The sequence below is a fragment of the Pantoea sp. X-Soil-ISGK-275 genome, assembly GCF_059730795.1.
On the sequence record NZ_AP035976.1, the window covers coordinates 2,959,095 to 2,971,327 of the forward strand.

Genomic DNA, 12,233 nt, shown 5'->3' on the forward strand with positions numbered 1-12,233 from the left:
GCACTCTCCTGCTGTGATTTCCAGCCAGTTTACGGCAAAGTGGTCTGCATATTGATACCACTTCCAGCATAGTGATAAGACCATTGTGACCACTTCATTTCTCGCGCTGTTTAGCCATCAAACGCAAGGCGGTTTACGTGAGCGACTGTGCAATACCTTGCGTCAGGCCATCGCCAACGGGCATCTGCGCCATGAGCAGAAGTTGCCGTCCAGCCGCCAGTTAGCCAGCGATTTATCGCTGTCGCGCGTCACGGTGGAGGCGGCTTACGCACAGTTAGAGAGCGAAGGTTATCTGCAGCGTCACGCTGGGCGCGGGACGTTTGTGTCGATTCGCATGGCGTCGCCCACGCAGAAAACCGGTATCGAGCGCTCGCCACACTTTTCCCGGCGCGGCCAGCAGGTTTTGGCAACCGGCGGCTGTCAGGATCCGCCCTTTCCTCACGCCTTTGCCGCCGGTTCGCCCGAGTTACGCGCTTTCCCGCACGCGCAGTGGCGTCGTATCAGCAATCAGGTTCAGCGCTCGCTGGGCAGCAAAGTGATGGATTACGGCGATCCGCTTGGATTACCCTCGCTGCGGCAAGCGGTGGCAGATTATCTTGCGCTGTCGCGTGGCGTGCGCTGCACGGCGGAGCAAGTGGTGATCCTCACCAGCTCTCAGCAGGCGCTGCAGTTGCTGGCGCTGATGTTCCTCGATGCGGGTGACGAAGTGTGGCTGGAAGAGCCAGATTATCCCGGCGCGCGCAATGCGTTTCTTGCGGCCGGGGCGCGCTGTCGCGCCATGCCGCTGGATGCTGAAGGTGCAGTGCCGCTGAGCGGCAGCGCGAAACTGGTCTATCTGACACCGGCGCATCATTATCCCACCGGCACAGCCATGAGCCTGGCGCGGCGCTTGCAGTGGCTGGCGTGGGCGCAACAGCAGGATAGCTGGCTGATCGAGGACGATTACGACAGCGAATTTCACTACGAGGATCGACCCGCTCCGGCGCTGCAAGGATTAACCGCAGATGGCCGGGTGATTTGCCTGGGTACCTTTTCCAAAACGCTGTTCCCGTCGTTGCGGCTGGCGTGGATAGTGGTGCCGCCACAACTGGTGGAGCCGTTGGGCCGCGCGCGCAGCGTGATGGATGGTCACAGCGCGTTGCTGCCGCAGGCGATATGCGCGGAGTTTCTGCAGCAAGGCCATTTCGCCAGCCATTTGCGCCTGATGCGCCAGCTTTATCGCAGCCGACGTGACTGCTTGCTGGCGCAAATTGAAACGCGCCTGCAACTGTGGCTCAAACCGCTGCCAGCGGCGGGCGGCTTACAGTTGACGGTACAGCTGTTGCAAGGAGATGAAGCGCGACTCACGCAACAAGCCAGCGAAGTCGGATTGCTGCTGCCGCGCCTGTCGCCGCTTTATGCCGGTGAAGTGCAGCAAGCGGGCTGGCTGCTGGGCTTTGCCGCGCTGACGCCCGGTGAGATTGTCAGCGCCTGCGATAAGCTGGTTACGCTGTTATCGCACTCCGTGCAAACGTCCAGGTGACCAGAATACCCAGCGCCGCACAGCAGGCACCCGCGACATAGACCGATCCGTAACCCAGCGCCGTCGCCAGCAAGCCGGTCAACGGGCCGCTGGCACCGTAGGCGATATCCTGAAATGCCGAGAAACCGCCAAGCGCGGTGCCGCGAATCTGTGGCGATACGCGCTTAATCACTTCAACGCCCAGCGCCGGGAAGATCAGCGAGCAGCCGCAGCCGGTCAGAGCCGCGCCAATCAGCGCCATCCAGCCGGAAGTGGCGAATGCCAGCAGCAGCAGACCGGCGGTTTCCACCAGCAAGGAAACCATCGCCACTTTTACGCCACCGTGACGATCCGGCAAGCCGCCAAAGAACACCCGCACCAGCACAAACGCACAGCCGAAGGCGGTCAGCGCGAAACCGGCATTGCCCCAGTTCTCCGCTGCAAAATAGAGTGATGTAAAGGTGCCGATCACCGCAAAACCGGTGCCCTGCAGCGCCAGCGCCAGTCCCGGCTGGAAGATAGTTTTCACCACGCTAAGCAGCGATGGCCGCTCGCCGCCCATCACCGGCACTTTGCGGATCCAGCCATTAATCGCCAGTGACAACAGCGGCAACAGCAGCGCAACCGCGCCGAGAGCAGCAAAGCCGCCGTACTGATTGATCAGCAAGCCGAGTGGCGCACCGGCCGCCAGCGATCCATAAATCGCCATGCCGTTCCACGACATCACTAATCCGGACCGTTTGCTGCCCACCAATCCCATGCCCCAGGTCAGATTACCGGTCAGCAGCAGACTTTCGCCAAATCCTAACAACAAGCGCCCTACCGCCAGCAAACCGAACTTCGCCCACGGAGAAACCGGTAACAACGCCGCCGCCAGATACGCCACGCCCACCAGCGCGATGGCCAGCATGCCGTGCTGCGTGGTGAGTTTCGCACCGTGCTGATCGGCTCGACGCCCGGCAAAGCTGCGCGTCAACAGCGTGGCGAAGAACTGAATCCCCACCGCCACGCCAACCATCAGGTTGCTCATGCCGAGTTCATGATGGACATACAGCGGGATCACCGGCAACGCGAGGCCGGCGGTCAGATAAGTCAGGAACACCGCAAAGGAGGTGCAGGCCAGCGGCATAACGGATTGCGTCTGCGCGTCAGCAGTCGTGGTCATGAAGGGTCGAACTCCTTGTACTAACCAGACACGCGCTTGCTGCCAAAACAGAAACGGCATATTTGGTTCACGTTAGTGTGAAGTGATAATTTTATTTCGGATGGAGTGAGAGTGTAGGTAAGCAGAAGGTGGATTGTCAAAACAACAAAGGCCGGATAACCGGCCCTTGTGATAGTGCTTGCATAATTTGGTCGCCATAAATGGCGACCCTACGGGATTATGCTGGCAACTTACGCATTGTTAAGGTGGCGTTGGTGCCGCCGAAACCGAAGCTGTTCGACATCACGGTGGTCAGCGCTTTTTCAGTTGGCTTGGTCACGATGTTCAGACCTTTACCCGCTTCATCCAGCTCTTCCACATTGATGCTTGGTGCGATGAAACCGTGCTCCAGCATCAGCAAGGTGTAGATCGCTTCCTGCACGCCCGCCGCACCCAGTGAGTGACCGGTCATGGCTTTGGTAGCAGACAGTGAAGGGCAGTTGTCGCCGAACACTTCACGAATCGCACCCAGCTCTTTTACATCACCAACCGGCGTAGAAGTGCCGTGGGTGTTGAGGTAATCGATTGGGGTATCGAGACCTTGCATCGCCATCTTCATGCAGCGCACTGCGCCTTCGCCTGAAGGAGCCACCATATCTGCGCCATCTGAGGTTGCGCCGTAGCCAACGATCTCAGCGTAGATGTGTGCACCACGTGCCAGAGCATGTTCCAGCTCTTCAACCACCACCATACCGCCGCCGCCGGCGATGACGAAACCGTCACGGTTGGCATCGTAAGTACGTGAGGCCTTTTCTGGCGTTTCGTTGTACTTGGTCGACAGTGCGCCCATCGCATCGAACTCACAGGCCATTTCCCAGCTCAGCTCTTCGCCGCCGCCAGCAAATACGATGTCCTGTTTACCCAGCTGAATCTGCTCAACCGCGTTACCGATGCAGTGTGCAGACGTGGCACAGGCTGAACTGATGGAGTAGTTCACGCCGTGAATTTTGAATGGGGTTGCCAGGCAAGCAGAAACGCCTGAACCCATCGCTTTGGTCACCACATAAGGACCGACCGCTTTCAGGCCGCGTGGGCTACGCATCGCGTCAGCACCAAACACCTGATAACGCGGAGAACCGCCGCCAGAACCGGCAATCAAACCGACACGTGGATTCTGCTGATACTGCTCTTCAGTCAGGCCAGAATCTTTGATCGCTTCGGCCATGGAAAGGTAAGCATAAATAGAGGCATCACTCATAAAACGCACGATTTTGCGATCGATGAGCCCGTTGGTATCCAGTTTGACGTTGCCCCATACGTGGCTGCGCATACCGGCATCTCTCATCTCTTCAGAGAAAGTAATACCGGAACGGCCTTCACGCAGAGAAGCCAGCACTTCTTGCTGGTTATTACCAATGCTGGAAACAATACCCAGGCCAGTAATCACTGCACGTTTCATTCAATAATCCTCGTTCCACATATTTGGATGACGTGCACTCTAGCGTACAGTTGTAAGCCGAACAAGTCCGATCAGCCATTTCCTTTTGTAAATTTGCGTCATGTGACGTCTCTCGCTAAACTCGCGCCACTGCCTGAAATATGAGCCTTTCCCCGTGAAATTAACCCCGGTTGAACACGCCCAAATAAACTGGAATGAACAGGGTACACCTGTGTCCCGAGCGTTCGGCGACGTCTATTTCTCCAACGATAATGGACTGGAGGAAACGCGCTATGTGTTCCTCGCTGGCAACCACATTCCACACCGTTTTGCCGCACATGCGCGCGATTTATTTATTGTCGCCGAGAGCGGTTTTGGGACTGGTCTGAACTTTCTCACCCTGTGGCAAGCCTTCGATCGCTTCCGTAATGAGCAACCCAACGCCACTTTGCAGCGTCTGCACTTTATTAGCTGCGAGAAATTCCCGCTGACGCACGCCGATCTCGCTGCCGCACATGCTCACTGGCCGGAGCTGCAGCCGTGGGCCGAACAGCTGCAACAGCAGTGGCCGCAGGCGTTGCCGGGTTGTCAGCGCCTGCTGTTTAACGGCGGCGAAGTCACGCTGGATCTCTGGCTTGGTGATATTAACGCGCTCATTCACACCTTTGATGACAGTCTTAATCGTCAGGTGGATGCATGGTTCCTTGATGGCTTTGCACCGGCGAAAAATCCGGAGATGTGGACGCCAGAGCTGTTCGCCGCGATGGCGCGCCTCGCCCGTCCAGGCGGCACGCTGGCAACCTTCACCGCGTCGGGGTTTGTGCGTCGCGGGTTGCAGGACGCCGGTTTCAGCATGCAGAAGCGCAAAGGCTTTGCTCACAAGCGTGAAATGCTGGTCGGCGTAATGGAACAGGCTGCTGAATTGCCGCACAGACAGCCGTGGTATGCGCGCCCGCCGGCCAGCAGCCAGGATGTGGCGCTGATTGGCGGCGGCGTCGCCAGTGCCGTATTGGCGCTGGCGCTGTTGCGACGCGGTTGGCGCGTGACGCTCTATTGCGCGGATGATGCGCCTGCGCTGGGCGCCTCCGGCAATCGTCAGGGCGCGCTCTATCCGCTGCTGAACCAGCACGATCCCGCGCTGGCCACCTTCTTCCCGGCGGCTTTTGGTTTTGCCCGTCGCCTGTACGATCGGCTGCCAGTGGAGTTTGAGCATGACTGGAGCGGTGTGTTGCAGTTGGGCTGGGATAGCAAAAGCGCGGAGAAAATTGCGCAGATGCTCAACATGGCACTGCCGCATGAGATCGCCTACGGCGTTAATAAAGAAGAAGCGCAACAGCTGGCGGGCGTCGAACTCAGCGTTGGCGGAATTTTCTATCCGCAGGGCGGCTGGCTGTCGCCTTCTCAGCTAACCAGCAATTTGCTGGAATACGCGCAATCGCGGGGATTACGCCTTCACTGGTTGCATCGCGTCACGCAGTTAACGCGCGATGAAGATAACTGGACGCTGCACTTTAGCCAGCAGCCGCCGGTGCAGCATTCCCAAGTGGTGTTGGCGAATGGTCACGCGTTGCTGGATCTCGAACAAAGCAAAATGCTGCCAGTGTACGCGGTGGCGGGACAGGTGAGCCACGCGCCGACCAATCCGTCATTAGGCGCGCTGCGCACCGTGCTGTGTTACGACGGCTATCTCACGCCGGTCAGCCCGAACTTCGCCACCCATTGCATCGGCGCTAGCTATCATCGCGGCGAAACCGCGACGGATTTCCGCGCCGACGATCAGCAGGAGAATCGCCAGCGGCTAATCAACTGTTTGCCGGAAAGCCAATGGCCGCAGCAGGTTGATGTGTCAGATAACCAGGCGCGCAACGGCGTGCGCTGTGCCACGCGCGATCATCTGCCGATGAGCGGCAGCGCGCCGGATTATGACGCCACCCTGGCGCAGTATGCCAACTTGCCGGAGCAGCGTGCGCGCGCGACAAACGTGGACGATGCGCCGGTGCATAACGATTTGTTTGTGTTGGGCGCATTAGGTTCGCGTGGCTTGTGCAGCGCACCGCTGGCGGCCGAAGTGCTGGCGGCGCAGATGAGCGGCGAGCCGCAACCGCTGGATGCAGCCACGCTGGCGGCGATGAATCCAAATCGCTACTGGGTACGAAAACTGCTGAAGGGTAAAAAAGCGGGTCGATAATCTGCGGGGCGAGCGATCGCCCCGAGACGTTAAGCGGTTTGACGTGCCTGCAGGAACAAATTGTCCCACATGCCGGTGACCAGCGCCTGATCGCGTGGCGACAGTTCACCGGCAGCAATGGCTTTTTGCAGGCTGTTAGTAACGTGAGTTTGCAGCGCTTCCGGCGTGTGTTCACCGCTCAGCTCAATCTCCGCCACTGCCAGGGTCAGATGACCACGCAGATAGCCGCCCGCAAACAACTCGTCATCGCTGGCGTGATCGACCATATCGTCAATCAGGGCCAGAATTCGGGTTTCAAATTCTACGATCATCTCTTCCTCTCTTCTTATAACCTTCGCGGATTACAGATCTTCCGGCCAGGGGAATTGTGCCGCCGTCAGTGCCGGCGTGCCGTAATAATTCGTCAGTGCATCAATGAAACGGGCCGGTCGCAGCGGAATGCCCTGCTCCAGATACGTCATCACTTGCGCATGAACCTTGCGCTGAAACGCAATGCGATCTGGCTCACAATCGCCTTCGAGATTGTCACAACTGACGTTGAAGGGAAAGCCCGCCGCCACGCAGAACAACCACTCCAGCGCCTGCGGTTTTACCTCAACCGCTTCGAACTGACTTTGCGTTTGCGCATCGCGTCCATCCGGACAATACCAATAACCAAAATCCACCAGCTTGCGGCGCGCTTCACCGGCAATGCACCAGTGGGAAATTTCATGCAGTCCGCTGGCGTAGTAGCCGTGTGCGAACACCACGCGATTCCACGGTGAGGTTTCATCCGCTGGAAGATAAATAGGTTCGTCGTCGCCTTTAATTAGACGGGTCTGAAAATCGTCAACGAAGCAGCCATCAAAGATGGCAATCAGCTGATCGTAATGGTGTGTTGTACTCATAATTTTTAATCTTTAAAAAAACCGGCGCCATTGTCGCATTGGCAGCCGGTCTTGACGAGTGTTGGATTACAGCGTGGCCAGCCAGGCCATCAATTCTGCGCCATGACTGTCCCATAACAATTTGGCGCTCATTACCGCAGAAACGATCACCACCATAGGGCGAATCAGTTTCTGACCGCGGCTCAACACCAGCCTGGCACCGAGACGCGCGCCGATAACGGCGCCGAGCAGCATAATCGCGCCCGTGCCCCACACCACTTTTCCGCCGAACATAAAGAACAGCAGACTGCCAAAATTCGAGGTGAAATTTAGGATTTTGGCGTGGGCGGTGGCTTTCGCCAGATTGAAGCCGCACAGCGTAACGAAAGCCAGCGCATAGAACGAACCAGCGCCAGGACCAAAAAAGCCGTCGTAGAAGCCGACACAGCCGCCGCCCACCAGCGCATAAGGCAAACCGTGCAGACGACGTTCGCGATCGGCTTCACCCAAACGCGGCATCAGCAGGAACCACAAACCGATGCAGATCAACAACAGCGGCAAGATTTGGCGCAGCACGTCGGCTTGCAGATGTTGGATCAGGATAGTGCCGGCCACGGCGCCGAGAAAGGTCATGGCGATATTCAGCCACTGCTCGTTCAGCTTTACCGCGCCGCGACGAATGAAGTAGAGGCTGGCAGAGAACGAACCACCGACCGATTGCAACTTATTGGTGGCTAACGCCTGCGCTGGAGAGAGTCCGGCCGCCAGCAATGACGGCACGGTAAGCAATCCACCACCGCCCGCGATCGAGTCGATAAACGCCGCCAGCACCGCCACGAAAAACAGCACGCCGAGCACCAGCGGGCTGACAACAAACCAATCCATTGAGATACCTACAGAAGATGTTTATCTAACAGCGCCTGACAGGACGGCGGTAGTGGCGGCGGCGTTTTCTTCACGGGCGGCGTGCTGCCTGGTTTTTTCGGCAGGAACCAGCTATCCAGCTCTGCGCCACAGCCATCGCCTGCCGGTTGAGGCGCCTGATCTTCACACTCCAGACTGCCCGCCGGGCAACGCAAACGCACATGCATGTGCGCGCGATGGGCAAACCACGGACGTACCTTATTTAGCCACGCGCGATCGCTACCGGCATCGGCACAAAGCTGCCGTTTAATCGCTGGATTGACGAAGATACGCGTTACTTCGTCGTCTTTCGCTGCCAGTTTAATCAGGCTATCAATTTGTGGTTGCCAGTGACGTGCGATCACCTGCTTATCATCGGCAGAAACCAGATCGAGCGGCTGCGGCTTGAGCAATTGCTGCGCCGTCCAGCGGGTTTTCGGCAGCTGCAGCCAGATATCAACATCCAGACCCGTTTGATGGCTGGCGTGTCCGCTGCTAAAACGGCCGCCCGCCGCCATGCCCATATCGCCAATCAGCACTTGCCCCAGCTGAAGCTGATGAACCTGGGTGCTGAGACGCTGAATAAAGGCGATCAGATCGGGATGGCCGTAATAACGACGCTGATCCTGGCGCATCACCTGATAATTGGGTGAGTTAAGCGGCAGCTGTTGCGCACCAACAATACAGCCATTGGCGAAGCCGCCAATCGACTGCGGGCTGCCGGCAATCGGCTGATGAATTTGCTGCCACGGCGTGGCGGCAACGGCGGCCGCACTGCATAACAGCGCGGCACAGGTGATGAGCAGACGGCGCATCATCAGGCTTACCAGCGCGGTACGCTGCTGTTGACGTCACCGTTTTGCGCACGCTGGCGCAGCAGGTGATCCATCAACACAATCGCCATCATCGCTTCGGCAATGGGCACCGCGCGAATACCAACGCAGGGATCGTGACGACCTTTGGTGATCATCTCGACTTCTTCGCCGTCGCGGGTGATGGTGTTGCCCGGCACGGTAATACTGGAGGTCGGTTTCATCGCCAGATTGGCGCTGATAGTTTGGCCGCTACTGATGCCGCCTAAAATGCCACCCGCGTGGTTGCTCTGGAAACCGTTGGCACGAATCTCATCGCGATGCTGGCTGCCGCGCTGGTTGATCACCGCGAAACCGTCGCCAATTTCCACGCCTTTCACCGCGTTGATGCTCATCAGCGCATGCGCCAAATCCGCATCCAGACGATCAAATACCGGCTCGCCCAATCCCGGCGGCACGTTCTCTGCCAGCACGGTGACTTTCGCACCGATGGAGTCGCCCTCTTTTTTTAGGCCACGCATCAGTTCATCCAGCGCTTCCAGCTTCGAGGCATCCGGGCAGAAGAACGGGTTCTCTTCCACGATGCTCCAGTCTTTCAGTTCACAAGCCACATCGCCAATCTGCGCCAGATAGCCGCGCACCACGATGCCGTGCTTCATCTGCAAATATTTCTTAGCAATCGCACCGGCCGCCACGCGCATCGCGGTTTCACGCGCCGAAGAGCGCCCGCCGCCACGATAGTCGCGCAGGCCGTATTTCTGCTCGTAGGTATAATCGGCATGGCCAGGTCGGAACAGATCTTTGATTGCGCCGTAATCCTGTGAACGCTGGTCGGTGTTCTCAATCAGCAGACCGATTGAGGTTCCCGTCGTCACGCCCTCAAACACGCCGGACAAAATTTTCACCTGATCCGGCTCGCGGCGCTGTGTGGTGTAGCGCGACGTGCCAGGACGACGACGATCGAGATCGTGCTGAATGTCGGCTTCCGTCAGCGGAATGCCGGGCGGCACACCGTCAACGATGCAGCCCAGCGCAATACCATGCGACTCGCCAAAAGTGGTTACGCGAAAAACTTGTCCGATGCTGTTTCCGGCCATGCTGGTTCCTTGTTGCGATGTTGCGGGCGAGCGCTCGCCCTCTTATTTAGTCTTTGTAGAATGAGAAGTGATGCTGTGCCGCGACGATTTGCTCGCGCGTCAGCATAAACACGCCGTCACCGCCGTTATCAAACTCCAGCCAGGTAAACGGCACGTCTGGGTACTGATCGATCATGTGCACCATGCTGTTACCGACTTCGCAAATCAGCACGCCTTGTTCGGTGAGGTAATCTGGCGCACAAGCCAGAATACGGCGCACCAGTTTCAGGCCGTCGCTGCCCGCTGCCAGACCCAGTTCCGGCTCGTGGCGATATTCGTTCGGCAGATCGTCCATATCTTCCGCATCCACGTAAGGTGGATTGGTGACGATCAGATCGTATTTCACCGGCGGCAAATTACGGAACAGATCGGCGCGGATTGGCGTGACGTGGTTCAGCAGGCCGTGCTCTTCGATGTTCTGCTCGGCAACCGCCAGCGCATCGGTGGAGATATCCACCGCATCCACTTCCGCTTCCGGGAAGGCGTAAGCGCAGGCAATGGCGATGCAGCCGCTGCCGGTGCACATATCGAGAATGTGATGAGGTGACTCGCCGATCAAACCGGCAAAACGGTTCTCAATCAGTTCACCAATCGGTGAACGCGGCACTAATACGCGCTCATCAACGTAAAATTCGTGGCCGCAGAACCAGGCTTTGTTGGTGAGATACGCCACCGGAATGCGCTCGTTGACGCGGCGAATCACGCGCTCAACAATGCGATGACGCTCGCTGGCAGTCAGGCGCGCATTGCGCATATCTTCTGGAATATCCAGCGGCAGCCACAGCGTGGGCAGAACCAGTTGGACGGCTTCGTCCCAGGGATTATCCGTGCCGTGGCCGTACCAAATGCCTGCCGCCGAAAAACGGCTGACAGCCCAGCGCAGCATGTCCTGAATGGTGTGCAGTTCATTCACTGCCTCATCGACGAATATCTTGTCCACGTAGCCCTCCGCAGGCCATAAAATCAATCGGCCGATAGTGTGCCACGAAGCCGGGCAGAATTCAGCGCAGCGAGGTGAAAAAGCTGACATTTGTTAACAGTAACGGTTAAGGTATGCCACCGGCTGTTTACCAGCTTTTTCTTAACTTATCACCGAGCCATGAGTAAAAAAACGCCGCTAAGCCAGGACGATCAGCAAATGTTTCGCCAGTTAATGACCGGAACGCGCAAGCTGAAACAGGACACCATCGTGCACAAACCGGTGGTGAAAACGCGCCAACTGCCGTTGAAACGCCTGATATCAGAGCAAGCCGATAACAGTCATTATTTCTCTGACGAGTTTCAGCCGCTGCTGTCCAGCGAAGGTCCGGTACGCTATGTGCGCGCCGATGTGAGCCACTACGAGCAGAAGAAGCTGCGTCGTGGCGATTACACGCCGGAAATTTTTCTCGATCTGCATGGCTTAACGCAGATGCAGGCCAAGCAGGAGCTCGGCGCGCTAATCGCCGCCTGCCGTCGTGAGCATCTGTTCTGCGCCAGCGTCATGACCGGACACGGTAAACATATCCTCAAGCAGCAAACACCGCTGTGGCTGGCACAACATCCGCATGTGATGGCGTTTCATCAGGCACCGAAAATGTTCGGCGGAGACGCCGCGCTGCTGGTGCTGATAGAAGTGGAAGAGTGGCAGCCGCCTGAACTGCCGTGACGTGCCGCGCTACAAAAGGATAGGGCCGCGTTTGCTAGCGGCCCATAGAGATTAGATTGCTTTAGCCAATTTTGACGGGCTGACCTGCCACTCCAGCTTGCCTTCGCAGGCCTCTGCATCAAAGTTCACACAGGCTATCGCAGATGTCGCGAACATCGGCGGCGCTTCCTGCGGGCAGAGTTCAGAAACCAGATAACCCACCAGCGGCAAGTGTGAAATCACCAGCGCCGATTTAACCCCTTTCTGCGCCAGCACCTGCAAATAGCTGGCTACCATAGCGGGATCGCCGCCTGGCGTCAGTTCCGGCAACACATCCTGCCCTTCCGGCAACTTCAGCGTTTCACGTACCGTTGCCAGCGTTTGCTCGGCGCGCAGATACGGACTCACTAATACCCGATCGATTGCTGGCGTTTTGCTGTTGAGCCAACTCGCCATCGCTCTCGATTCATCACAGCCACAGAGGGTGAGAGGTCGAACTGAATCACTCGCTGCTTCCAGAGCTGCGTCGCCATGACGCATGATAAAAACTTGCATAAAGCACCGCTGTTGTTTGTCGATATCGCCCGGTACCACAGCACCAGACGCTTCATTCTGCGA

The 12,233-nt window shown here is 57.8% G+C and carries 12 protein-coding genes; 3 read left to right on the forward strand and 9 right to left on the reverse strand.

Annotated features, from left to right (window positions below; translation table 11 throughout):
* Positions 1-85: 85 nt before the first annotated feature.
* Positions 86-1,522 (forward strand): MocR-like pyridoxine biosynthesis transcription factor PdxR, encoded by a 1,437-nt coding sequence (gene pdxR / locus AC6I8A_RS13765; protein ID WP_265300427.1) that lies wholly within the window; start codon positions 86-88, stop codon positions 1,520-1,522.
* Here the strand turns inward: pdxR and AC6I8A_RS13770 are convergent.
* A complete protein-coding gene (locus AC6I8A_RS13770) occupies positions 1,485-2,666 on the reverse strand; it encodes an MFS transporter (RefSeq protein ID WP_265300425.1) in 1,182 nt (393 codons plus the stop codon). The two genes, pdxR and AC6I8A_RS13770, sit on opposite strands and share 38 nt — an antisense overlap.
* A gap of 217 nt (positions 2,667-2,883) precedes the next feature.
* Complete coding sequence (fabB, locus tag AC6I8A_RS13775; RefSeq protein WP_008101249.1) at positions 2,884-4,104, reverse strand: beta-ketoacyl-ACP synthase I; 1,221 nt, start codon at positions 4,102-4,104, stop codon at positions 2,884-2,886.
* 154 nt (positions 4,105-4,258) lie between these two features.
* Between fabB and mnmC the strand changes: the two genes are divergently transcribed.
* The gene (gene mnmC / locus AC6I8A_RS13780) at positions 4,259-6,271 is read left to right on the forward strand and encodes a bifunctional tRNA (5-methylaminomethyl-2-thiouridine)(34)-methyltransferase MnmC2/FAD-dependent 5-carboxymethylaminomethyl-2-thiouridine(34) oxidoreductase MnmC1 (RefSeq protein ID WP_497818674.1); all 2,013 of its coding nucleotides are present in this window, start codon (positions 4,259-4,261) and stop codon (positions 6,269-6,271) included.
* A 29-nt stretch (positions 6,272-6,300) separates the two neighbouring features.
* Here the strand turns inward: mnmC and AC6I8A_RS13785 are convergent, their stop codons facing one another.
* The 6 genes from AC6I8A_RS13785 to prmB all read right to left on the reverse strand — a co-directional run bounded on the left by AC6I8A_RS13785 (position 6,301) and on the right by prmB (position 10,928).
* Complete coding sequence (locus tag AC6I8A_RS13785; protein WP_008101252.1) at positions 6,301-6,582, reverse strand: YfcL family protein; 282 nt, start codon at positions 6,580-6,582, stop codon at positions 6,301-6,303.
* 30 nt (positions 6,583-6,612) lie between these two features.
* A complete protein-coding gene (locus AC6I8A_RS13790; protein WP_256699411.1) occupies positions 6,613-7,158 on the reverse strand; it encodes an elongation factor P hydroxylase in 546 nt (181 codons plus the stop codon).
* A 66-nt stretch (positions 7,159-7,224) separates the two neighbouring features.
* Entirely contained in the window at positions 7,225-8,022 is a 798-nt protein-coding gene (locus AC6I8A_RS13795) for a sulfite exporter TauE/SafE family protein (protein ID WP_265300418.1), read from the reverse strand.
* Between the two features lie 8 nt (positions 8,023-8,030).
* Positions 8,031-8,855, reverse strand: a complete 825-nt coding sequence (gene mepA, locus AC6I8A_RS13800; RefSeq protein WP_176971202.1) for a penicillin-insensitive murein endopeptidase — start codon at positions 8,853-8,855, stop codon at positions 8,031-8,033.
* An 8-nt stretch (positions 8,856-8,863) separates the two neighbouring features.
* Positions 8,864-9,949 carry a chorismate synthase gene (gene aroC / locus AC6I8A_RS13805; RefSeq protein WP_008101259.1) on the reverse strand — a complete coding sequence of 362 codons (1,086 nt, stop codon included), beginning with the start codon at positions 9,947-9,949 and terminating at the stop codon, positions 8,864-8,866.
* Positions 9,950-9,995: 46 nt separating this feature from the next.
* Positions 9,996-10,928, reverse strand: coding sequence for a 50S ribosomal protein L3 N(5)-glutamine methyltransferase (gene prmB, locus AC6I8A_RS13810; protein WP_256696997.1), 933 nt, complete (start codon positions 10,926-10,928; stop codon positions 9,996-9,998).
* Positions 10,929-11,087: 159 nt separating this feature from the next.
* On the opposite strand from prmB, the gene smrB reads away from it, so the two are divergent.
* A complete protein-coding gene (smrB, locus tag AC6I8A_RS13815) occupies positions 11,088-11,636 on the forward strand; it encodes an endonuclease SmrB (RefSeq protein ID WP_061717868.1) in 549 nt (182 codons plus the stop codon).
* 51 nt (positions 11,637-11,687) lie between these two features.
* On the opposite strand, the gene sixA is transcribed toward smrB, so the two are convergent.
* Positions 11,688-12,170, reverse strand: a complete 483-nt coding sequence (gene sixA, locus AC6I8A_RS13820; RefSeq protein WP_256696999.1) for a phosphohistidine phosphatase SixA — start codon at positions 12,168-12,170, stop codon at positions 11,688-11,690.
* Positions 12,171-12,233: the final 63 nt, after the last annotated feature.

Coding starts and splice junctions, on each gene's coding strand:
- AC6I8A_RS13770 (WP_265300425.1), bottom strand. CDS start 2,666: ATGACCACGACTGCTGACGCGCAGACGCAATCCGTTATGCCGCTGGCC.
- fabB (WP_008101249.1), bottom strand. CDS start 4,104: ATGAAACGTGCAGTGATTACTGGCCTGGGTATTGTTTCCAGCATTGGT.
- AC6I8A_RS13785 (WP_008101252.1), bottom strand. CDS start 6,582: ATGATCGTAGAATTTGAAACCCGAATTCTGGCCCTGATTGACGATATG.
- AC6I8A_RS13790 (WP_256699411.1), bottom strand. CDS start 7,158: ATGAGTACAACACACCATTACGATCAGCTGATTGCCATCTTTGATGGC.
- AC6I8A_RS13795 (WP_265300418.1), bottom strand. CDS start 8,022: ATGGATTGGTTTGTTGTCAGCCCGCTGGTGCTCGGCGTGCTGTTTTTC.
- mepA (WP_176971202.1), bottom strand. CDS start 8,855: ATGCGCCGTCTGCTCATCACCTGTGCCGCGCTGTTATGCAGTGCGGCC.
- aroC (WP_008101259.1), bottom strand. CDS start 9,949: ATGGCCGGAAACAGCATCGGACAAGTTTTTCGCGTAACCACTTTTGGC.
- smrB (WP_061717868.1), top strand. CDS start 11,088: ATGAGTAAAAAAACGCCGCTAAGCCAGGACGATCAGCAAATGTTTCGC.
- sixA (WP_256696999.1), bottom strand. CDS start 12,170: ATGCAAGTTTTTATCATGCGTCATGGCGACGCAGCTCTGGAAGCAGCG.